13 protein-coding genes are annotated in these 24,572 nt (G+C 46.2%); 11 read left to right on the top strand and 2 right to left on the bottom strand.

The window, feature by feature from the left end; genetic code table 11:
• Positions 1 to 163 precede the first annotated feature (163 nt).
• Positions 164 to 1,201, bottom strand: coding sequence for a DUF6807 domain-containing protein (locus NIASO_RS06435; RefSeq protein ID WP_008585067.1), 1,038 nt, complete (start codon positions 1,199 to 1,201; stop codon positions 164 to 166).
• A 119-nt stretch (positions 1,202 to 1,320) separates the two neighbouring features.
• On the bottom strand, positions 1,321 to 4,464 hold the full coding sequence (gene secDF, locus NIASO_RS06430) for a protein translocase subunit SecDF (RefSeq protein ID WP_008585070.1): 3,144 nt from the start codon (positions 4,462 to 4,464) through the stop codon (positions 1,321 to 1,323).
• A 276-nt stretch (positions 4,465 to 4,740) separates the two neighbouring features.
• Here secDF and NIASO_RS06425 point away from each other — a divergent pair, with 276 nt between their 5' ends.
• From NIASO_RS06425 to NIASO_RS06375, 11 genes are all read left to right on the top strand, one after another.
• Positions 4,741 to 5,931, top strand: a complete 1,191-nt coding sequence (locus NIASO_RS06425) for a pyridoxal phosphate-dependent aminotransferase (protein WP_008585072.1) — start codon at positions 4,741 to 4,743, stop codon at positions 5,929 to 5,931.
• Positions 5,932 to 6,114: 183 nt separating this feature from the next.
• Positions 6,115 to 8,049 (top strand): tetratricopeptide repeat-containing sensor histidine kinase, encoded by a 1,935-nt coding sequence (locus NIASO_RS06420; RefSeq protein ID WP_008585074.1) that lies wholly within the window; start codon positions 6,115 to 6,117, stop codon positions 8,047 to 8,049.
• Between the two features lie 116 nt (positions 8,050 to 8,165).
• A complete protein-coding gene (locus NIASO_RS06415; protein ID WP_008585077.1) occupies positions 8,166 to 11,282 on the top strand; it encodes a SusC/RagA family TonB-linked outer membrane protein in 3,117 nt (1,038 codons plus the stop codon).
• Between the two features lie 11 nt (positions 11,283 to 11,293).
• Positions 11,294 to 13,144: a RagB/SusD family nutrient uptake outer membrane protein gene (locus tag NIASO_RS06410; protein WP_008585079.1), complete on the top strand. Its 1,851-nt coding sequence runs from the start codon at positions 11,294 to 11,296 to the stop codon at positions 13,142 to 13,144.
• A 28-nt stretch (positions 13,145 to 13,172) separates the two neighbouring features.
• Positions 13,173 to 13,571, top strand: coding sequence for a hypothetical protein (locus NIASO_RS06405; RefSeq protein ID WP_008585081.1), 399 nt, complete (start codon positions 13,173 to 13,175; stop codon positions 13,569 to 13,571).
• A gap of 29 nt (positions 13,572 to 13,600) precedes the next feature.
• Positions 13,601 to 14,608 (top strand): DUF4466 family protein, encoded by a 1,008-nt coding sequence (locus NIASO_RS06400; RefSeq protein ID WP_245605234.1) that lies wholly within the window; start codon positions 13,601 to 13,603, stop codon positions 14,606 to 14,608.
• Between the two features lie 123 nt (positions 14,609 to 14,731).
• The gene (locus NIASO_RS06395; protein ID WP_168128485.1) at positions 14,732 to 16,747 is read left to right on the top strand and encodes a right-handed parallel beta-helix repeat-containing protein; all 2,016 of its coding nucleotides are present in this window, start codon (positions 14,732 to 14,734) and stop codon (positions 16,745 to 16,747) included.
• A gap of 32 nt (positions 16,748 to 16,779) precedes the next feature.
• A complete protein-coding gene (locus tag NIASO_RS06390) occupies positions 16,780 to 18,693 on the top strand; it encodes a heparinase II/III domain-containing protein (RefSeq protein WP_008585087.1) in 1,914 nt (637 codons plus the stop codon).
• Between the two features lie 12 nt (positions 18,694 to 18,705).
• Positions 18,706 to 20,106, top strand: coding sequence for a BNR-4 repeat-containing protein (locus NIASO_RS06385; protein WP_008585088.1), 1,401 nt, complete (start codon positions 18,706 to 18,708; stop codon positions 20,104 to 20,106).
• A 176-nt stretch (positions 20,107 to 20,282) separates the two neighbouring features.
• Positions 20,283 to 22,226 carry a heparinase II/III domain-containing protein gene (locus tag NIASO_RS06380; RefSeq protein WP_008585091.1) on the top strand — a complete coding sequence of 648 codons (1,944 nt, stop codon included), beginning with the start codon at positions 20,283 to 20,285 and terminating at the stop codon, positions 22,224 to 22,226.
• 104 nt (positions 22,227 to 22,330) lie between these two features.
• Positions 22,331 to 24,436, top strand: a complete 2,106-nt coding sequence (locus NIASO_RS06375) for a prolyl oligopeptidase family serine peptidase (protein ID WP_008585093.1) — start codon at positions 22,331 to 22,333, stop codon at positions 24,434 to 24,436.
• Positions 24,437 to 24,572: the final 136 nt, after the last annotated feature.

Below are 24,572 nucleotides of genomic sequence, written 5' to 3'. Positions count from 1 at the left end.
TCCGTAGTTGGTGCTAAAGTGCCCGGAGGGCATAATGTACATAGCCCGCAGCGTTAGCTGTGGGAATAGTCACGAATCCAATGTGCCAACGGCGCGTATTCGTGTTCCGATAATTCTATCGCGATGGCGTTGAGCATTTATTACTATAACAGCATCCCAGGAATTAAAAGCGGCTTTTAGCAAAAGCATCGGCTGATTTTTTTACTTCGGTCTCATTTAAATCTTTTCCGGCGATCAGGATCCGATAGATGAATTTTTTGCTTTCCCCCGGCTGCATCGTCAGGTTCAGCGAATCTTTTCCATTGCTGAAAACAGATCTTCCCAAAGGGTTCAGGGCAAACAGGCCATAACCGCGGGCATGCCAGTAGGTGGGGTAGCCGGTATTGGAAGGATGATCCAATAGCGCTATGGTAATAGGGGAGCCGTCTTTAACGCCTTTCAGCATCGCCCAGGTACCCTGGCTGCTCCATACTGCATCACCTTTTAATCCATTGGAGGCATAATACATCCCCGTAGCCACATTCTTCCCGGAGGCCGCAACCCTGGTAACATTTCCCTGGTTGTCTGTAAATGTTTTGGTTTCCGTAGCGGGCATTTCCAACTCCTTGGCTACCCTGATGGCAAAGAACCCGTCCTTTACGTCTTTAAAAACAACGGGCTTATTCAGCGCCGTTAAGGTGGTGGAGCGGGTGATAAGAAAAACACCGTTTTGCACTTCGAAATAATAGGTGGTGGCTTCCTTAAGAAATTGTTCGCCGGAATGATTGACCCAGGTAGCGGTTACCTGTAATTGCGCCTTATTCTGTGCGGCAGACTGGCTGATGATCTGGTTGTGAATAATCGTACCATAATGGTCTTTTTTACTGGCAGGAATAGCGGATGAATTATTCCAGAAATCGATGCCGTTTACGGATTCATAATTTAACCAGATGCCCACATGGTGCGGATGATCGGTACTTTCACCAGGAATGTATTTTACCGGAAAGCCCCGGGTAACGGTAATATGGTTGAGTGTATTCACCGGATATAAAAAGGGCTTGGCAATACTATCAGTATAACAATAAGCCGTCAGTAGTTTACCATCGTACAATACGTTCACCTGTTTTTTTGCAGGCTCGGCGACCAGCCGGAACCCTTTGCCGGACTGGGCGTTCCCCATAAACGATAAAATTGTGAGCAGTGCTGAAAGAAGATATTTCATATAAAAGATTTTATCAATCGTGTTGGGCAAATATAATATATGATAATTATGAAAGGGCAATAAAAAAAAGCTGCCTTTTAAGAGACAGCTTTCTTTGCAAAATATGTAAGAATTTATATTTAGTTATGCTCCGGGCGAACCTTGGCAGTTACGGCTTTATGCTTGTTTCTTTTTAAGCCGCCTTTCAGGTCAACCAGAACCGGCGCCGCAACAAAGATGGAGGAATATACACCGGTTACCACACCGATCAGCATGGCGAAGGCAAATCCTCTTACGGCTTCGCCCCCGAATATAAACAGGATCAATACTGTAATGAATACGGTAAGGGAGGTCATAATGGTTCGGCTTAACGTATCATTGATCGCTTTGTTCACCAACTGCTTCTGATCCAGGCCGGGGTACAATCGTCCGTCTTCCCGTATACGGTCAAATACTACCACCGTATCGTTCATAGAGAAACCGATCACCGTTAGTATCGCCGCAATAAAATGCTGGTCAATTTCCAGCGGGAAGGGTACATGATCCCTGAAATAGGAGAATACGATCAATACCACCAACGCATCGTGCAACAGGGAGAAGATCGTTCCAAGGGAATACCGCCAGTCGCGGAACCGCAGGAAGATGTACAGGAAGATCGCGATCAGCGCAAGAATTGTAGCTCGCACGGCACCCTTCTTCAGGTCGTCGGATATCGTGGGCAGTACAATTTTTGAGCTTAATTTATACTGGTTGTCGAATTGCGCAAAACTGGTGCCGGCCGGTAGATAGGCTTTCAACCCGTTGTATAGTTTTTGCACTACAATAGAATCGGCCCGTTGACTATTGGGGTCTTTGATGAGGTAAGAGGTGGTGATATCCAGGGCACTTTCATCACCAACCGTTTTAATGCTTGGATTCTCATTGTCAAAGGTTTTCTTCAGGTCATCGCGCAACTGTTCTACGTTTACCTTTTTACCAAAATCAACACGGTAGGAGCGGCCCCCATCAAATTCAACGCCATAGTCAAATCCGTGGAAGATGGTACCTACCGAAAGCAGCAGGATCACCACAGAAATGGCATAAGCTACTTTTCTGAACTCGATAAATTTAAAAGCGCTGTGTTTGAAGATACTGCGGCTAAGGCTGGTGAAGTATTTCAGGTGATGGTTTTTGTTAGTAAACCAGTCGGTCACCCAGCGGCTCACCAAAATTCCACAGAACAAGGAGAGCAGCAGACCCAGGATCTGAGTGGTTGCAAATCCTTTTACAGGACCTAATCCAAAATAATACAGGATGAATGCCGTAATTAACGTGGTAACGTGCCCATCCAGTACCGGCGCAAGCGAACGGCTGTACCCCTCATTGATGGCGGTAATATATCCTTTGCCTTTTGTCAACTCTTCTTTAATACGTTCGTAGATGATTACATTACTATCCACTGCCATACCAATGGTCAGCACCAAACCGGCAATACCCGGTGCAGTAAGTGTGGCCCCCAAGCCGGCCAGTACTCCAACGGTAAACAGCAGGTTAAGGATCAGCGCAATATTGGCAATCCATCCGCTGGTGTTATAGTAAATCAGCATCAGGATAAAGATTACGATGAATGAAAGGGTAAAGGACATCAGTCCGCCCTTAATAGCCGCTTGTCCCAATGTAGGCCCAACGGTTTCATCGGAAACGATCTTGGCAGGAGCGGGCAGTTTACCGATCTTCAGGATATTGGCCAGATCCTTTGCCTCTTCCTGGGTGAAATTCCCGGAGATACTGGAACGGCCTCCTTCAATGGCATCATTTACTACCGGTGCTGAGTACACCTGGTTATCCACCACAATGGCAATATGTTTTTTGATATTCGCCCTTGTCATGTCTGCCCAGATACGGCTACCGAGGGCGTCCATTTCCAGGGAAACATTTGTTTTACCGGTCTGGTCAAAATCATACCCGGCGTTCGTAACATGCTCGCCTTCCAGTTTGGCCTTGTCTTTTCCATAAGTTTTGATGGCATACAGCGCCACCATATTACTTTTTTTATTGCCGGTGCCTACGCGCTCGGGGATACCGTACATCCAGGCTACTTCTGAAGGGAATTGGGCTTTTAATGCCGCGCTTTCGAGGATCTCTCTTACGGCGGCAGTATCTTTAATGTTCACCTGCCCAATCAGCCCCATGTCGGCCAGGCGGCCCTGTTGGTCCATTGCCGGTAACAGCCAGCCCCACAGGTGTTTCTTGGCTTCGGCTTCCTGGTTAGTGGTTGCTGCTGCCGGTTTATTTGCATTCTTATCAGCGGTTGCTAATTGTTTTAACTGGTCTTCCAGTTTTTTGGAAGTATCACTTGCCAAAGCTTTTGCTGAATCAGCACCAGCGTGCTGAGTGGCAGCGGAATCTGTTTTCGCAGTACTGTCGGTTGCCGCTTTGCCGGAATTCTGTGCAAAGAAAAGCTCATCGGCTTTTTGCAGGTTAGGCCATAATTCTGAAATATTATACACTTCCCAGAACTGGAGATTGGCGGAAGCCTGCAGGTTCTTGCGAACCCTTTCTTTATCCTGCACACCGGGTAATTCCACATTAATGATCTGCTTTACCGGGTCGGGGTTGATGCTGGGTTGCGCCACACCGAATTTATCGATACGGGTAGTGATCAGCTTGGCAGTATTGTCGAAGGCTGCTCTTGCCTGCTCCTGCAGAAAACGGACCACTTTATCATCGCTATCCGTAACCTTAATACTTTCATGATTGGCCGTTGCAAAAACAGCCGCCAATGGGGTGCTGGGGCTCAATTTTTTGAACTCTTCAACAAACAGGTTAATAAAGTTGGCATTGCTGTTGGCCCGGCGCTTGTCTGCGTTTTCCAGGGCTTTCAGAAAATTAGGATCGTTGGAGTTATTGGCCAGTGTTTTTAACAGGCCCGACATTTCCACTTCAAGTGTTACGTTCATACCCCCCTGCAGATCCAGACCCAGGTTCAGTTCTTCTTCCTTTGCTTTCTGATAGCTGATAGCACCGGTGATACCATAGGTAATGGTTTCGTCTTTGGTGCTATCCTTCAGGCGGGTTAAGCGATCGTTATAAATGTGGTTCAGTTTTTCCTGGTATACTTCCTGCGAATCTTTGTTGGAAGGATACTTTTGGGCAGCAGTTGCGTAATTGGTATTTACATACCGGTTGGCAATCGTCTCCAGTTTCTTTTCGTGATTGCGAACAAACCATGTAAATGATAGCTGGTAGAGTGAATAGATAATAAGTAAGATTGTAAAAAATCTAACCAGTCCTTTAAGTTGCATACGTTTTTGTTATTTAATCTTTGTCCTCTAGGATTTTAAAGGCTGCAAATATAAGGTATATAGGGTTAAATTGATTTTCGTTTTATGCACGGTTTTTCTACTGATAAATTTCTAATGATAGCGGGTTTTTATAGAATATTTCGATTTTTCCGCCTTTTCATTTCGAAACTGTCTTTGCATACCGTAAATTTGCCTGCCCGATCCATGGGGCGGGTCTGCCCGGATACATTTTACGGGCGGGAATTGTTTTAAAAAATAAATCTTTAAAAAAAGAAAATGGCGTTATCTTCTCTTTTACAACGTTTTAGCGAACCAGAAACCTTAAAAATGGCCAAACTGGGCCGGGAATTGAGGGCCCAGGGTATTGATGTGATCGATTTAAGTCTTGGCGAACCGGACTTTGATACTCCGCAACATATAAAGGACGCGGCAATAAAAGCAATTAACGACAACTGGAGCCACTATTCTCCCGTACCGGGATTCCTGGATGCCCGTGAAGCGGTTTGTGCAAAGCTGAAAAGAGATAATAACCTGGATTATAAACCCGAACAGATCGTTATCTCAACCGGAGCTAAACAAAGCCTTGCAAACGTGATCCTGGCCCTGGTGGACGAAGGAGAGGAGGTAATTATCCCTACTCCTTACTGGGTAACTTATTCCGAACTGGTAAAAATCGCGAGGGGCAAAGTGGTGGAGATCCGCAGCACGGTCGAGAATAAATTGAAGATCACGCCGGATGAGCTGGAAAAAGCGATCACTCCTAATACAAAAGCATTCCTGTTCTCTTCTCCCTGCAATCCATCCGGGGCCGTTTACAGTAAAGAAGAACTGGCAGGCCTGGTGGAAGTATTCAAAAAGCACCCGAATATTTATATCATTTCTGACGAGATCTATGAGTATATCAACTACGTAGGCAAACACGAAAGTATCGCCCAGTTTGATGCAATAAAAGACCGGGTGATCCTTGTTAACGGGTTGGCGAAAGGATTTGCGATGACCGGCTGGCGGATCGGTTATACCGCCTCAACGGTTGAAATAGCAAAGGGAATGGAAAAATTGCAGGGGCAAATGACCAGCGGTACCAATACCATTGCTCAAAAAGCAACGGTGGCGGCGCTTACACAGGATCTTGCTCCGTCTGTGGAAATGACAAAAGAATTCACCCGGAGAAAGCAGCGCGTAATGGAACTGATAAAAGACATTCCCGGCATCAGTTGTACCGAGCCGGATGGCGCTTTTTATATTTTCCCGGATATGAGCTATTATTACGGTAAATCGGATGGGGAAACTACGATTGCCAACTCCGCAGATCTTTGTATGTATTTATTGAACAAAGCACATGTTTCTTCCGTAATGGGCGCGGCATTTGGAGAGCCCAACGGGGTGCGTTTCTCTTTTGCAAACAGCCTGGAAAAGATAGAACAAGGCTGGGAGCGGATTAAGAAGGCCCTCGCCGCGCTTAAATAAAAAGCAAAACGTATTATATAATATTTATTTTTTATGGATGCTGATTTAGTCAGCATCCTTTTTTTGTAACTTTAGGTAGATAACAAAGTGAAGAGGGTTGATTGTCTGTTGCCGGCAAGGTGAGTGTTGCCGGGTTTTTTTAAGACCGGATTGGCTATTCGAAAATTTCTGCTTTACAAAAACATGAGAGCCTGGGTATATTTTTTTGTGCTGGTTGCCACGGTGTTGGTGAAACTGCTGCTTGCCGATTGCGGACAGGCGAAAGCGCAGACGGGGAGCGGCGTTCCACAGGAAGTGGCTTATATTCTGAAAATGCCGGACAGCAAGGCGAAGGTGGACACGATAATTGCTTTTGCAAAAAGGAACCGAAAAAACACGGCGATTGATACGCTTTTTAAGTTGGGATTTGCCTTAATAACAAAGCTGAAATATACATCCGGTGAAGCCAGACTGTTAAATGCATACGGGGTTTATAACCGGGACTTTTCACGATATGCAGAAGCGCTGGACAACCACACCAAAAGCCTGGAACTGGCGCAGCAGCATAACGATACCGAAACGGAAATTTTTGCTTTAAATAACCTGGGCGTGGTGTATCGCCGGGTTGACGAAAATGCAAAAGCGCTCACCAAACATCTTGAAGCCTTAAGACTTGCTGAAAAGATCGGGGATGATTTCAGCGCAAGCGTTTCCTTAAACAGCATCGGTAACATTCATACGGTGCTGGGCAACTATGCGGATGCCATCACTTATTTCCGGAGGGGATTGGTGTTGTCGGAAAAAGCCAATAATTATTTAGGCATTTCCATGAATTACAATAATATTGGCGAGGTATATGAGTTTACCGGCAAGTTTGACTCTGCCATTAAATACTACCAGGAGTCGTTGCTTTTTGATGAAAAAATAGCGGACCTTAAAGGGATTGCCATCAACTATAACTCCATTGGAAGTGTGCGCAGGAAGCAGGGCCGGGTGGCGGAAGCCATCACGTTATTTAAAAAAGCAAAAGCAATTACAGATGCAATAAAGGACCGGTTGTACCAGGCAGATACCTACAATAACCTGGGCAACGCCTACCTGCAATCCAAACAGTTCGACAGTTCCCGGCAGATGTTTTTCAATGCCATAGCAATAGCAAAGGCCATTGGCGTATTGGGGCAGCAAAAAACAGCCTATGAAGGATTGATGAAACTGAATGAACGGGCGGGGAGGCCCGACTCTGCATTGGCATACAGTAAGCTCTTTAAGAATTATAATGATAGTATTGTTATCGAAAGTAACAATCGTCATGTGCGGGAAATGGAAGCTTTATACGCTACCGAAAAAGAGCGCGCCCGCGTTGATAAACTGGAGGCAGACCGGCAAACAGAACTGGTGAAAATAAAAAACCAGCGCTTCTTTTTCCTGGGGATGCTGGTGCTGTTCCTGCTGGTGCTTACTTCCGGGATCCTTTACTACCTCCGTTACCGGTTGATGGAACATAACAAACGTTTACAGCAGGAACTGGATATTCGTACCCAGATCGCCACGGACCTGCATGATGATATGGGCTCAACATTGAGCAGTATTCATATTTTCAGCGAACTGCTGCGAAAGTCGGGAGATAACAAAGAAGAACTGCTAACCAAAATAGAAGCCAATGCGCGCGACACGCTGGATGCACTGGATGATATTATATGGCTGGTGAAGCCGTCTAATGATAAATTTGCAAATCTCTGGCAGCACGTCAGGGAATACTCTGTGCCCATGTTTGAGTCGCGGGATATTTGTTTTTTTATCGATTTTCCCGAATCCATTTCGGAAATACCATTACCGATGGATGTGCGCCGGAATATATTCCTGATCATCAAGGAAAGTGTTAACAACCTGGTCAAATATTCAAAATGTACCGAAGCGACGATCACTGCGCACGATGAACCGGATGTGATCTCTTTTTCAATATGGGACAATGGTATTGGCTTTGATCCCGAACAACTAACCTCCCGTAACGGGGTAAAAAATATGCAGGCAAGAGCCCGGAGCATGAACGCTGAGATTAAAATAACAGCGGCAAACGGCAGCGGTACGCAAGTACAGTTCTGGATAAAAAAAGAACGGGCCGGCGCGGATGCAGCATAAGGCAGGTAAGGTTTTTGCCCGAAAACGTTTTCGTTTTCTTTTTGCCAGACTATGAAAGTGTTTTCATATCTTTTACCTGCTATAACGATTACTTTTATCAAAACGATTGATTGCCTATGTCTCAGGTATTAAATCCTCGGATAAAGAATGGTTGGTGCATTCTTTGTCTGGTCCTGCCGCTACTTTTATCCTCCGTTTGTTCTTTTGCACAACTGAAAACGGTTTCGGGTGTGGTTAAAGATGAGTCTGGCAACCCGCTGCCGGATGTCTCCGTAGTGGCTTCCAAAACCAATGCGGGTACTAAAACAGATGCTTCCGGGCATTTTCGTATTGCAGCAGAGCAAGGTTCCGGGTTGGTCTTTTCCTCGGTCAGCTATGCAACCTATACCTTGGTGGTGGGTAAGGCAACAAGCTATGATATAACGCTGAAGCTGCTCAACAGTGATCTGTCCGATGTAGTGGTAGTGGGGTATGGAAAACAGAAAAAAGTAAACCTCGTTGGGGCGGTATCCATGGTAAAGATTGATGATAAGACCACCGGTCGTGCGTTGCCGAATGTGTCTTCCGCCCTTACCGGCCTGGTTCCCGGCCTGTCTGCCGTACAAAACTCAGGAATGGCCGGTGCCAACGGAGCACAGCTCATTATCCGTGGCCTGGGCACGGCCAACAACTCCTCGCCACTGGTGGTGGTGGATGGTATGCCGGATGTGGACATTAACCGGGTGAACCTTAATGATATTGAAAGCATCTCTGTTTTAAAAGATGCCACTTCCGCTTCGGTATATGGATCGCGGGCGGCCAACGGTGTTATATTGATCACCACAAAATCCGGCAAAGGGAACAATAAAACAGCCTTTAATGCTTCCAGCAATATGACGCTTGAAGTGCCTAGGAAGGCTTACGCGTTTATGGCAGATTATCCCCGGGCGCTTACCCTGGAGCAGGTAAGAGCCGCTACCAATACATTACCGGGGAACCAACTCTTTAAAAATGGGACTATTGACCAATGGATGGCCCTGGGGATGATAGATCCGCTCCGGTATCCTAATACGGACTGGTGGAATATTATACTGCAAAACGGCGCGTATCAAAACTATAATGTATCTGCTTCAGGAGGCAACGACAAGTCGAACTTCTTTTCGTCTGTAGGAATGCTGGATGAAATGGGAATGCAGATCAACAATAGTTACCGGCAATATAACGCGCGGTTTAATTTCGATTATAAATTAAAGTCCAACATGAACACGGGGGTCCGCTTTAGCGGCAACTGGTCTGATTATACTTATGCGCTGGCAGAAGGGTTCACGGATCCATCTTCCACAAATACCGCCGGGTTCGATATGCAGTATGCCATTGCAGGTATTACGCCCTATGACCCTGTATCGGGTCATTACGGAGGGGTGATGGCTTACGGAGAAGATCCGCAGGCTTATAATCCTTATACGCTTTACCAGAACCAACTGAACCGGCGTAACCGGCAGGAGGCGTATACTTCTATGTATTGGGACTGGACGCCCATTAAGGGATTAACGGCAAGGGTTGATTATTCATTAAATTATTACAACCAGTTTTCATACGTTGCCAATACGCCCAACCAGGCCTTCAATTTTCAATTGAATAACTATGGCAGCCGTGTATATGTAGGACAGAACGCAGGAATATCCAACAATACCAACACGGGATATAAAACGATCCTGAACGGGCGGTTAAATTATCATACGGTTATTGCAAAAAATCATGATATCAGCGGCCTGTTTGTGTATGCTGAAGAGTTTTGGTACGACCGTAGCCAGGGCAGCTCAAGAAACGACCGGCTGTATCCTACTTTGCATGAGATAGATGCGGCACTTACGGATATACAGGGTACCAGCGGTAACTCAAGCACCGAAGGATTACGCTCCTACATCGGCCGGGTAAATTATACGGCCTATAACAAATATTTGCTGGAAGGCAATTTCCGGGTAGATGGTTCCTCCAAATTTTTACCGGGCCACCGTTATGGATTTTTCCCTTCCCTGGCGCTGGGATGGAAGTTTACGGAGGAAAGCTTTATTAGTAATTTTACGGATAAGTTTCTTTCACAAGGCAAGCTCCGGGTGTCCTATGGAGGGTTAGGCAACAACAGCGGCATCGGCCGCTATCAGCAACAACCCACGTTAACAACGATGAACTACATCATAGCCAACAGCATCCGGACGGGCTTTGTAAACTCAAAAATGACCAACCAGGAGTTGACCTGGGAAAAAACAAATGTGCTGAACATCGGGCTGGACCTGGGTTTCCTGAACAACCGGTTAACAGCGGAACTGGATTATTATGATCGCCTTACTACAGGAATGCTTCGCCCTTCCGATCTGTCTATATTTCTTACGGGTGCCTATAGCCCTGCTCCCAGCAGAAATATAGGTAATATGCGCAACAGGGGGGTGGAAGCGAATATTGCCTGGAAGGATAATATCGGAAAAAACATTAATTATGGCATTAATCTGAATGCAAGCTACAACAGGAACCGGCTGGAATCCTGGAACCAGCTCCTGACGCGGGGGGCCTCCAGCGGCGGTTATAATGCTTTCATAAATATGCCTTATGGCTACCTGTATTATTATGATGCCATTGGCATTGCCCAAACCTGGCAGGATGTGTATAATGCCACACCACAGGGTGCACAGCCCGGTGATATTTTGCGCAGGGATGTAAACGGCGATGGAAGGATCGATGGGAACGACCAGATCGCTGATCCCAAGAGCAACGAGAATATACCTTCACTAAACGGATCATTAACAGGTTACATTTCCTGGAAAGGGATCGATCTTTCCTGCATGCTGCAAGGGGCGTCCGGCAGGAAGGACTTCTGGCTGAACGCGTTTAATAATGTTAATTTTAATACCTCCCGCTATGCATCTACCTGGGATCACTGGAACAACCCCTGGTCGGTGGGAAACCGCGACGGTATATGGCCAAGGCTGGGGGGAAGCGGCAATAATACCACCACCTCTTCTTTCTGGCTCGATGATATGAGCTACCTGCGGGTAAAAAATTTACAGATAGGCTATTCGCTTCCTCAGTCTTTATTACAAAGAGTACATGTAGCCAGTTTACGCATAGCAGGATCGGCTGAAAACATTGCTACTATTACTTCTTACAGGGGGCTGGATCCTGAGAAGGCTGGTAACAATAATAACATGTATCCTATTGTAAAATCTTATTCACTCGTTATTCAACTGGGTTTCTAAAACGTTTAGCCATGATGAAAACAAAATTGAAAAAGAATACTTTATTAGTGCCTGCAATGTTATTGCTGCTATTGCTGCAAATTTCCTGCAGGAAGGATTTGCTGAACAGGGAGCCGACTACGGAACTGGCATCGGCGAGTTTCTGGAACTCGGAGGCGGATGCCACAACCGCATTAATGGGAGCGTATGCTGCCACGCGCCCTTGTTTTGACCGGGATTATTACCTGGACGGCCAGTCGGAATACGTGCGCGCCCGGGGCACCAGTACCACCAGTGGTAATCTTACACTGGGCGATGCCTATAATGGCGGCAATTATAACCCCACCGGCTATGGCGGCAGCTTTGATAAAATGTTTCGCTATCTCTACGGGGCAGTAAATCGTACCAATTATGTTATTGATAATGTAAACCGCATGCTGACAACGGCCAGTGCTACATCTGTAGCAGGGCTGGAGCGGGTAGTGGGAGAAGCCCGCCTGTTGCGGGGTATGGCCTATTTTAAGCTGATCTCCATGTGGGGCGATGTGCCTTATATCGGGCATGAGATAAAAGATAATTCCGAGGTAGCCGGTTTATCCCGGATGCCAATAGCCCAGGTAAAGGATTCGATTATGGCTGATTTTACCTATGCTTACGAGAAGTTGCCGGATAATTCCGGTGAACTGGGCAGGGCGTCCAAACCGGCAGCGCTGGCTTTTAGAGGAAAGCTGCAATTATACTGGGCCTCCTGGAAGAACTTTGGCTGGCCGGAGCTGGAAGGGTTTACGCAGGACGCCCAGGAAGCAAAAACGGCCTATGCCGCCGCCGCGGAAGATTTTAAAAAAGTGATCAATGATTATAAGCTCGATCTGTATATGGCCGGCGATCCGGGGGATATTTCTCCGCCGGGAAAAGCGGATAAGCTGCCTAACTATTATTATCTTTTTACTCCAAAGGCGAATGGCAATTCAGAAATGATCATGGTGTTTACACATGGCGGAACCGGCACCGGGCAAGGAGAAGAACTGATGCGTGATTTTGCCGGCCGCTCGCATGAAGGATCACAATGCTGGGTATCGCCCCGCTATGAAATTGCCGATCGTTACCAGTTGCTGACCACAGGCGATTTTGCGCCGCCAATGATACCGATGAACCCGTCTACCAATACGGCTGCACGTACCACGCTTAACTCGGCGGTAAATCCGCAGAGCTATGCCAACCGCGATTACCGGATGAAAGCCACGATCGAATGGGATTACGAGATGAGTGTGGGTATGGTTTCTCTTAAGTCCACCGGGTTCGTGCCCTTCATTTATAAAACCTGGGCACAGCCGGTTAAAATTGATGGTGTTTCCTACACCACTTATAATACGGATGGTTCCAATTCAGGTTATGTGTTTCGCAAATTTGTGCGGGATTATGCCGGACAGGGCAGAAGCGATGGCGACTTAGCCTGGCCGGTGATGCGCCTGGCCGATGTGTTTCTGATGTATGCAGAAGCAACCAATGAAGTGAACGGGCCGCAGGCAGATGCCATTGCGCTGGTGAACCGCATTCGTCATCGCGGTAATCTTCCGCCGCTTACCGCTGATAAAACGGATACTAAGGAGCATTTTTTTAGCGCTATAGAACAAGAGCGGATTGTCGAATTGGCCGGCGAGGGTATGAGGGGGTTCGATTTGCGCCGCTGGAGAGCATTGGAAAGGGTATGGGGCCCTCCCGGTAGTGCGGGGGTTTGGCGCATTGATACCTGGGGCGCCAATCAGCAGCGCTATTTCCAGAACACTTCCGCACGGGAGTACCAGCAGGACTATATATTCAGAATTCCGCCCAGCGAGCGGGATAAGAACCCGAACCTTACACAAAATATTCCCTGGAGATAAAACCCAACATTACTAAAAGATGAAAATAATGAAAACGTATATAGTGGTACTCGTCATTAGTTTAATTGCGTTTGCAGGTTGTAAAAAAGATTATCCCGTTGATGAAGATGGCTTATTGATCACTACCCGTGCGGAGTGTTATGTGAGTAATTTTGAATTACTGGGCACCGACTTTGTAACGGTGTTAAGTAAGGCGCCTGTAATAGATACCGTAGCACAAACCATAAATGCCCAGGTGGTGTATGGTGCCGATCTCAAAAACCTTTACCCGCAGTTTACGTTGGTTACTGATGCAAAGCTGGATCCGAAGATCACCGGGAAAGTTGATTTTTCAGATCTTGCCAATCCTAAAGTGTATACAGTTGTTTCGGGTGACCGTAAAGTAAGAAAACCTTATACCGTTTACCTGACCGTGCAGTCCAGATAAAGTAATAGCAAAATCATTCAAAAATTACTATGATGTTACATTGTATAAAAGTATTTGGCAAAACAGCAATAGCTGTACTGGCAATGATGCTTTTTTTTACCGGGTGTAAAAAAAAGGAATATGCGCTTCCCGTTCCAAAGGATGTTTTGCAAAATGATGTAATTAAGCGAACCCTTGGTCCTAATATTGTTGGGCAGCAAATAGAATTTGCGTATGCAATGGCTATTTTGCCGGAGAAGGGTAAATTGTCTTCAGCACAGGTAGAAGCGTCCATTGCAGGTGCCTCCGGCACCTATCTTGAAAACCGTTCTTTTTACACTAACGGAAGTGGACAGGATGTGGGCGTTACCGTGGGCGCGCCATCGGTAACCTCTGGTAATGTGACGTCTGTTACCTATAATGTAGATACCGCCGCTGCTACGCTCCGCTACTACTATGTAATCCCGGAAGAAGCCCGTGGCAAGCAGGTTTCGTTTACTTTCTCTGCAAAAAGCAGTAATGGTCAAACTGTTTCCTATAAAATGGGGCCTTACACCGTTGCCACTATGGACATGGTACGCAACCTTAATGTAAGCAACGGGGCATCTGCATATATTTCTATTGCTGACATGAAAGTATATAATAGCACGGACGCTGCTGCCAACCCCGATAAGATAGATCTGGTATATGTATATTATGCAGATCCGGCAGTTGCCTTTAACCATGCGCTGGTTTCTCCTGCCGCGGATGCACAATACCGGCCGGGAGTAACCTTGCCTGCTGGTGTAAACAAAAGCACTAAAATAGAAAAAGTGTTCAACCTGCAGGATTATAACCTGGCACAATCCCAGTATGGTATCTATATCGATGATCTTGATTTTAAAAAGCTCGATCTGTCCAATGCTCCCAATTTTGCCATCAATCTGAAAGCAGAGGCCGGGGCCTGGGTAGAAACCAGTGACGGCAAATACCGGGCGTATATTTATTTTAATTCTGTGAACAATACTGGCAAAAGTGCGGTGATCAGTATGAAACGGTATACAATGAACGCTCAGTAAATTTGATGAAAGAGCATACCGGATTGTCTTCTCATAAGAAGCCCTTTATTTAAGATAAACCTATTATAAATGATATACATAAAAGGTAACAGATGGTTATCTGTAATACTCCTGTGTGCGGTTATGCTATTAATCCAATCATTGAATGCACAAAAGATGCAGCATCCGGGGATTAATCAAAATGCTGCCGACCTTGCCGAAATGAAACATAAGGTATTGAGCGGCCAGGAGCCCTGGAAAACGGCTTTTAATCAGCTTAAAGCAATGACGGATGCCCCCTTTGTTGCCAAGCCGTTCGCTCATGTGCTTCGGGGACCATATGGACGACCGAATATAGGAGGTAATGAATTGTCGGCGAGCGCCGAAATGGCGTATAACTGTGCATTGGTATGGTATATAACTTCAGACAGGAAATATGCCCGCAAGGCGATAGCAATACTAAATGCCTGGTCGCCGGTGCTTTGGGATTTTGATTACAATGACGCAAAATTGCTCGCGGCATGGACGGGGCATGCACTTTGCAATGCTGCAGAACTGCTGAAATATACAAATGCCGGTTGGGAGCCCAAAGATATCGATGCCTTTCAGCATATGCTGATGACGGCCTATTATCCGTTATTACGGTATTATTTCCCCGAAGCAAATGGTAATTGGGACGGGGCGATCATTCACAGCATAATGGCTATAGCGGTGTTTACAGATAACCGGCCTATGTTTGAGAATGCTGTTGACCACTTCCTGCATGGTCCGGTAAACGGTAGTGTTTTTAAATACATTTATCCCAATGGCCAGTGCCAGGAAAGTCCGCGCGACCAGGGGCATGTGCAATTGGGCCTCGGCGAATTTGCAGGCGCTGCGCAGGTGGCCTACACACAAGGCGTCGATCTGTTTTCCATTGGTAATAACCGGTTAGGCATGGGCTTTGAATATACTGCGGGTTTTTTATTGGGGCACACCCAACAATGCTATTGTGTTATATCAGAACGTGCAAAAAACCTGGGCGGCAATTATGAATATGTTTATCGTCATTATAAAGCGATGGGTGTTGAATTGCCGTTTGTGAAAACAGCGGCAGACGCGGTAAGGCCAAAGGCTGCCCGCAATGTGTTGACCGCTGTAAGGCAGCTCAACGGGAAAATAATAACACAATCAAAGCCACACCGGCAATACCCCCTGCAATCCGTGGCAGGCGCCGGTGCTATACAGCAAAAGCCTTACCCGGCGGCTGTTATTTCCGTGTTGCCCGGCCAGTCTGTACAGGAGGCGGTTGATAAAGCCGCCGGGTCCGGTGGACAGGTATTAATAAAAGCAGGGGTACATACCTTGCCGGCAACCCTCCGGTTACCCTCGGGGGTACAAATCGTTGGAGAGGGAATCGCTTCGATCCTGTTTTTGGATCCGGCGTCAGGGGCAAGAGACGCGATTGTGAATAATGAAGAAGCTATGCACGACGTGGCCATAAAAAATTTAGTGATCGAAGGCTCCGTTAGTGTTGATCCCGGAACGGATCCCAACTCTAATCGTTCCTTTAAAGGACGTTACAACAGAGGGGGTATCATATTCCGTTCATCAAAAGAAGGTGGAATGCGCAATATTATGCTTGAAAATATCACCGTAAGGAACTGTACATTTAACGGAGTGTTGATCAGCGGGGCGGATTCGGTAACGGTATCGGGTTGTGATCTTAGTGAGAATGGCGGCAATGTTATTCCCGGGCCTTCGTTACAGCATAACCTGTTATTGACGCATTGCCGGAAAATAAAAGTCGAGCACTCGCGGTTGGTTACTTCGCCCTATGGAAGTGGTATTGCCCTGGAGCATTGCAGGCAAGCCTTGCTGGCCCGTTGTGAAGTAGCTAGAAACGGTTACTATGGCATCTTGATCAGCGAGAGCAAAGATATTCTTGTCCGTCAGAATCTTATCGAGGGGAATGACCGTAGCGGGGCGCTGATTGCTTTTTTATACAAAGGATCAGACGGCGTGATAATGGATAGCAATCTTATTCATTACAATGGTGGCTACGGCGTAGAATCTTACGCTGCAAAGAACAGCAGGTATGTGAAAAATATATATGAAGGGAATGGAAAGGGGGCACAGCAGGAAAAAATATCCGATGAGAAAACCGTACTGATGCATTGATCAAAAGTATCATTTATCATAAATAGCGCTATATGGATCATTTAATACGATGGTGGCGGGGGGCCGCACTTCCGCTGTTTCTTGTAATGCTGTTACAGACCGGCGTTGTTAGTAAATTGTTTTCCCAGGCTGATTCTGTAACGGCAACTGCGGTGGTGGGTGATCATCCAAGGCTCCTGCTGCGGGAGAATGAGGAAAAGAATATCAGGGCTAATATTGCTGCAGATCCTGTATGGCAGCGTATGCATAAAGCCATTCTGGAGGAGTGCGATAAAATGATACCAGTGCCACCGGTTGAACGCATAAAGATCGGGCGCAGATTATTGGGGAAATCGAGAGAAGCATTAAGACGCCTGTTTTTCCTGTCTTATGCATATCGTATGACACAGGATAAAAAGTATCTGGATCGCGCAGAAAAAGAAATGCTGGCGATTTCGGCTTTTAGCGACTGGAACCCTTCTCACTTTCTGGATGTTGCTGAAATGACAATGGCCTTATCGATCGGGTACGACTGGTTATATAAAAAGTTGCCGGCAGGCTCAAGGGCAGTTATCAAAACAGCGATCATTGAAAAGGGGCTGAATCCTTCGCTTGATCCTAAAAATAATGGCTGGTTAAAGGTGGAGCACAACTGGAACCAGGTATGTAACGCCGGCATGACCTACGGCGCTCTGGCGGTTTATGAAGGCGATCCTGCTTCTTCCCGCGGTATTATTAATCGTGCGATAAAATCGATTGTAAGGCCCATGGAGGAATATGCTCCGGATGGCGCATATCCTGAAGGATATGGGTATTGGGGTTATGGTACAAGTTTTAATGTGCTTTTTTTACAGGCATTGAATAAATGCTTTGGAACTGATTTTGGGCTTAGCAAGCGCCAGGGATTTTTAAAGACGGCATCTTTCCTGGAAAATATGACCGGCCCAACAGGAAAACCATTTAACTTTTCAGATGCAGGTGAGCGTGGCGGCAGCTTACAACCGGCTTTGTTTTGGTTTGCTTCCTCGCTGCATGATCCGGCGCTGTTGTGGGTAGCGCGCGACCGGTTGCTTAAAGATGACTTTGCAGCATTTATGAACGAGCGATTGCTTCCCGGAGTGATGTTATGGAATGATGGTATTAAAATAAATGCCATTACAGCCCCCAAAGACCTGATATGGGTAGGCCGGGGTAGAACGCCCGTTGCATTGATGCGAACGTCCTGGACGGACACCTCAGCGATTTTTGTAGGGATGAAAGGCGGCTCTGCATCGGTTAATCATGCGCACATGGACATCGGTTCTTTTGTTATGGACGCGCAGGGCGTTCGCTGGGCGATGGATTTTGGAGCGCAGGATTATGAATCGCTCGAATCAAAAGGGTTGCAGATATTTGGCAGAACACAGGATGCACAGCGATGGACGGTATTCCGTTATATTAACCAGGTGCATAATACGCTCACCGTAAATGGGCAGCAGCAGTTAGTAAAAGGATATGCGCCCATAACCGGCTACTCGCGGCAGCCCTCCTTCCTTAATGCGACTGTTGATCTTGGTGAGATCTATAAAGGAACGCTGGTGAAAGCCCTGAGGGGCGTGGCAATAGTAGAGGGGAAATATGTGGCCGTCCGTGATGAAATGGAGACGGCAGATACTCCTGTAACGATACGATGGACAATGCTAACGCCCGCTGATGCAAAGATTACCGGGGAGCATACCATAGAGCTTACCCAGAAAGGTAGAAAGCTATTATTGAAGGTGGCGGCATCGGGGAAGGTTGTAATGAAAACCTGGCCCACTGCACCGCCGCATGAGTATGATGCGGCGAATCCCGGTACCGTGCTGGTGGGTTTTGAGCTTGCGGTGCCTGCGCATACGAAAGCATTTACTGTAGTAAGCTTGCTGCCGGGAAATGATTCCGTAACGGCAGTGGTGTCTCCTTTGAGCAAATGGCCTTCAGCCAAATAGCCTGTGCACTTTATGAAAAAGGAAATAGTATATAAATTAGCCAGGATCGCAGCGATATGTTGTTATGGGGTATGTTTTTTACATAATACTGCGGCTGCACAATATTCACGGGCAGATGGCTACAGGGGCATCTGGTTCACCTTAGGTCAGTTTTCCGAGTATGGCGATAAATATTCAGGAGGGCTTGGTACCTATACATCAAGCCATGTTCCTGTTGCCATTTATTCCAAACAAGCTAAGAAAACCTTTTTTGTATATGGTGGTACAACAGCGCAGAATGAGAGGCATCTGTTAATTATGATTTCTTTTTTTGATCATAAAAATAAAACCGTGCCCAGGCCGGTCATTGTATACGATAAGAAAGGAGTGAACGACCCTCATGATAATGCATCGCTGGCAATAGATGAAAAAGGGTATCTGTGGGTGTTTGTCAGTGGGCGGAACACTACCCGTCCCGGCATTATTTTGAAAAGTCGCGCACCCTATAGCATTGAAGGCTTTGATGTGGTGTTGCAGGGAGAGATGACCTATCCGCAACCCTGGTGGGTTAAAGGAAAAGGTTTTTTATACCTCTTTACAAAATATACAAAAGGGAGGGAGCTATACTGGAAAACAAGCGCTGATGGATACAACTGGACTGCCGATCAAAAACTGGCAGGTATGGGCGGGCATTACCAGGTATCCAATTTTCGGGATGGGAAGTTAATGACTGTGTTTAATTATCATCCCGGGGGGAATGTTGATAAGAGAACAAATATTTATCTGGTTCAGACACCGGACATGGGGAAAACCTGGACTACGGTTGATAACAAAATGATTGCAACTCCTTTAAGTGACCCCAAAAATGATGCACTCATCAGGGACTATCAGGCTGAAGGAAAATTGGTATACCTGAATGACCTGAATTTTGATAAAAAGGGCCATCCCGTGATCCTTGCAGTAATAAGTAAAGGGTATCTGCCAGGACCTTCGGGTAATCCGCGTACATGGACCATCATACACTGGACCGGTAAAAACTGGAGCTTCGATTCGGTTTGTACTTCAACGCATAATTATGATATGGGCTCCCTTTATATTGAAAAGCACAGATGGAAGATTATAGGCCCTACGGAAACAGGACCGCAACACTACGGAACCGGCGGGGAAATGGCACTTTGGGAGAGCACGAATGATGGGAAAACCTGGGTGAAGAAAACAGACCTGACGGCAAACAGCCCCCGCAACCATTCTTACGCAAGAAGACCATTGAATGCCCACCATGATTTTTATGCATTTTGGGCCGATGGTAACCCGGATAGTTTATCTGCGTCCCGCCTGTATTTCTGTAATAAAAAGGGAACCAAAGTATGGCGGCTGCCCTATACGATGCAGCATCTCCGGGAAAAGCCTGAGTTGCTTTTAAAGCATAAATGAACAGGGGGTAAATCTGCGCAATATATTCCCGTTTTTATTTGGAACATTCATTTTGAAGCGACTTTTAATAAAAAAGCTCCTGATTGAATGAACTGTTGGCGGTATTGGTTTTGTTGTTCCTTCTGTAAAGGGAAATTATCAGTTGAGTATTTATTATGAACAATAATAGAAAGTATATGAAAATAATTGTCTCCGCTTTTATGTTGATGCTCCTTATTCAGGGCAAGGCACAGGAAACGAATTTATTAAGCAGCAAATATTCCCGCGATCAATTGCAGCAACAACTGGTGCCACGAAAGGATTGGACGCCTTTCCCCCGGTTAACCGACAGGGCTGCCTGGAGCCGGGCAGATGCTACCCTGATGAAAGCATATCTGCAAAAAGCGGAGTCCTATATCCATTACGAATGGCCGGCTATACCGGCCACAACTTCTTTGCTGATAGAGCGCACCGGAGACAGGGCCTCCTATGAGAAAATAAGCTTTCAGAAAAGGCAGGTACTGGGAACATTGTTACTGGCAGAGGTGTATGAAAACAAGGGAAGGTTTATTGACCCCATCATTAATGGAGTGTGGTCCATTTGTGAAGAATCCTTTTGGGGCGCCTCCGCGCATTTGCCGCAAACAAAAGAATATTCGGGCCTCATAGATGTATCAAAGCCCTTTGTTGAATTATTTAGTGCCGAAACAGCTACCTACCTGGCATGGGTTGATTATTTGTTGGGCGATAAATTAGATGCAGTATCGCCGCAGATCCGTAAGAGGATCTATTATGAAGTCAACAAAAGGATATTTGAACCCTTGATGACAAAACCGCACGGATGGATGGCCGCCAACGCCAATGGCAGGCCTCCTAATAACTGGAATCCCTGGATCTGCTCCAATTGGTTAAATACAGCGTTATTGCTGGAAAAAGATGAAAAGAAGCGCACGGATATGGTTCACAAAATTTTACAGGTGCTGGACCAGTTTCTTAACCCCTACCCGCAAGATGGTGGATGCGATGAAGGGCCGGGGTATTGGGGCGCGGCGGCTGCATCACTCTACGACAATATTGCGATGCTGAACCTTGCATCCAAAGATGCCTTCCGCTATGTATATGCCAATGAGAAAATAAAAAATATGGCGCGCTTTATTTACCGGGCGCAGATCAGCAAAGACTACTTTATCAATTTTGCTGATGCTGATCCCAAACCCGGAATGGCGGCCAGCATGATTTACCGGTTTGGGAAGGATATTGGCGATGAAGATATGATGCGTTTTGGCGCATTTTACCGCAAACCTAAAGATGGTGAAATAGGTCGTTTTCAATATTTCAGAAATTTTTTTGAATTGTTTATCCAGGAAGCCTACCGGGCGGCCCCGCAATCACTGCCCCTCCCTGCAGATGTATGGCTGCCGGGGATACAGGTAATGATTGCAAGAGACAGGGCGGGTAGTTCCAAAGGCTTTTTTGTGGCTGCAAAAGGAGGCAATAATGACGAAAGCCATAACCATAACGATGTGGGCAGTTACGTGGTGTATTATGACGGTTTGCCGGTGATCATTGATGTTGGGCGTGGTACCTATACCCGGAAAACTTTTAGTCCGCAACGGTATGATATATGGTCCAACTGTTCAGACTATCATAATTTACCAACAGTTAATAGCAGTACGCAGCCCCCCGGAGCCGGTTTCCGGGCTACTGATGTCGTTTATATGAAAAAGAAGGAATTTTCGGAACTGGCTTTAAATATTGCAAATGCTTATCCTGCCAGCGCCGGGATCCATCAGTTGCGGCGTACTGTCCGGCTCAACAGAACAAAAAATGTGGAAGTAACAGACAAGCTATCGCTGCAGGCGACCGGAACGGTTACGGAACATTTGATGACCTGTTATCCTGCCGCGCTGAAAAAAGAAGGCGAAATGGTGATTTACTATAAACAGGAAAACGGAGCGCGTAAAAACTTTTTAGTGCAATACGACCCCAAACAGATGAAGGCGGTAGTAGAGAAAATACCGCTTGTAGCAATGGAAGATAAAGGCATTAAAGAAAAATGGGGCGACACTATTTACCGCATCAGCTTTTCAGCCAATCCGGCAATAACGCATGCGATAAAATTTGTGATCAGGCCTGAATAATAAGCTCCCGGACGTACACGGCAATAAATGATTGTCTCCTCCGCAAAACGGCATTTTTGCTAATTTGCGGCCAATTCCTATATTTATCGGATTAAGCTTAGTATATGAGGAAACTTATTTTCACGTCATTTGTATTTATCACTATGAATAGCACGGCACAGATCAGCTACCCCGCAACGGCAAAACAACCGGTTACGGATGATTATTTTGGAACAAAAGTAGAAGACCCTTATCGCTGGCTGGAAGATGATAACAGCGCAGCAACCAAAGCCTGGGTCAAAGAAGAGAACGGCGTTACCAATGCTTATTTGAAAACCATTCCCTACAGAGATAAGATAGCAAAACGCCTCGAGGCCCTGTGGAATTACCCCAAATACGGCGCTCCCTTTAAAAAAGGCAGTTGGTATTATTTTTATAAAAACGATGGATTGCAAAACCAGGCAGTATTATACCGGAGTAAAAATTTGCAGGGAGAACAGGAAGTATTTATAGACCCGAATACATTAAGCAGCGAAGGCATTGCCGCGTTAAGCAGCGTTTCTTTTTCAAAGGACGGAAGCCTTTGCGCGTATTCCGTTGCCAGGGCCGGCAGCGACTGGACGGAGATATTTGTTATGAACACCGCAACAAAAGAACTGCTTGCTGATAAAATAAACTGGACAAAATTCGGCGGTGTTGCCTGGAAGGGAGATGAGGGCTTTTATTACAGTGCTTATGATGAACCAGACGAGAAATCAAAACTGAGCAAGAAGAATGAATTCCAGAAAGTGTTTTATCATAAATTGGGAACTCCTCAAAAACAAGACCCTATTGTTTATGAAGATAAAGTGCACCCGTTGCGCTATTTTGGCGCCGGGCTAACGGAAGATGAGCGGTTTTTGATCTTATATGTAACGGAAGGCACCAGTGGAAGCGAACTTTGGATAAGAGATCTGAAAGACCCGCAACAAAAAGCCTTTATATTATTGGTAAAGGGATTTGATACGGAATCATCCGTGATTGAAAACAATGGCGATGGGGTTTTAGTGCGCACCAACTATCAGGCGCCCAATTACCGTGTGGTGGAAATTGATCCCAAAAATCCCGCCAGGGAGCACTGGAAAACAGTAATACCCGAACAAAAAGAAGCGTTGCAGGGTGTGGGTACCGGAGGTGGGGCGCTGTTTGCCAATTATCTGAAAGACGCAGCTTCAAAAATAGTTCAGTATGATTTTAATGGCAGGCAGGTACGTGATATAACATTACCCGGAATTGGTACGGCAGGCGGTTTTGGCGCGGAAAAAGAGGATCACGAATTTTATTATACCTACTCCTCCTTTGCAACACCCCCGGCGATTTACAAATACGATATTGGTTCCGGAAACTCGGTTTTATATAAAAAAACAGAACTGAGTTTAAATACGGATGATATCATTACAGAACAGGTGTTTTTTAAAAGCAAGGACGGCGCAAACGTTCCAATGTTCCTTACCTACAAAAAAGGTTTAAAGAAAGATGGAAACAATCCGGTGTTGTTATATGGTTACGGCGGCTTTAACATCCCAATGACGCCAGGCTTCAGCATCAGCAATGCCTTCTTTGTAGAGCAGGGAGGCATTTATGTTGTGGTAAACCTGCGGGGTGGCAGCGAATATGGGGAGGCCTGGCATAAGGCCGGAATGCTGCTGAAGAAACAAAATGTATTTAATGATTTTATTGCTGCAGCGGAGCATCTGATAGCAGCTAACTATACCAACAAAAATAAGATTGCCGTTCGTGGCGGCAGTAACGGCGGATTATTGGTGGGCGCAGTAATGACACAACGTCCGGATCTGTTTAAAGTAGCGATACCGCAGGTTGGGGTTATGGATATGCTGCGCTTCCAGAAGTTTACGGTTGGCTGGGGATGGACGGTGGAATACGGAAGCTCCGATTCTGCCAACTATTTTCCTTACCTGTACAAATATTCGCCGTATCATAACCTGAAAAAAGGGGTTGCTTATCCGGCTACATTGATCACTACCGGAGATCATGACGACCGCGTGGTGCCCGCGCATTCTTTTAAATTCGCCGCACGCCTGCAGGAATACAATAAGGGAACAAATCCTGTTTTGATCCGCATCGAAACCAATGCGGGGCATGGCGCAGGGAAACCGACAAATAAAGTAATTGAAGAAGCCGCGGATATCTGGGCGTTTACGATGTATAATCTGGGAATGAAATTTAAATAGTAACGAATGCTGAATGCTTAACGCTTAATGCAAAATGCCATACACCATACGCTGGCTGGCTATGACTAACAGCGTTCGGCATTTTTCGTCAGACGATAAACGATAAACGTCAAAGCTCGCGTGGTACCCAAATTAC

The organism is Niabella soli DSM 19437 (assembly GCF_000243115.2).
GTDB classification, from domain to species: domain Bacteria; phylum Bacteroidota; class Bacteroidia; order Chitinophagales; family Chitinophagaceae; genus Niabella; species Niabella soli.
The sequence above is the reverse complement of the archived record's forward strand: the minus strand, read 5'-3'. Positions and strand labels throughout refer to the sequence as shown.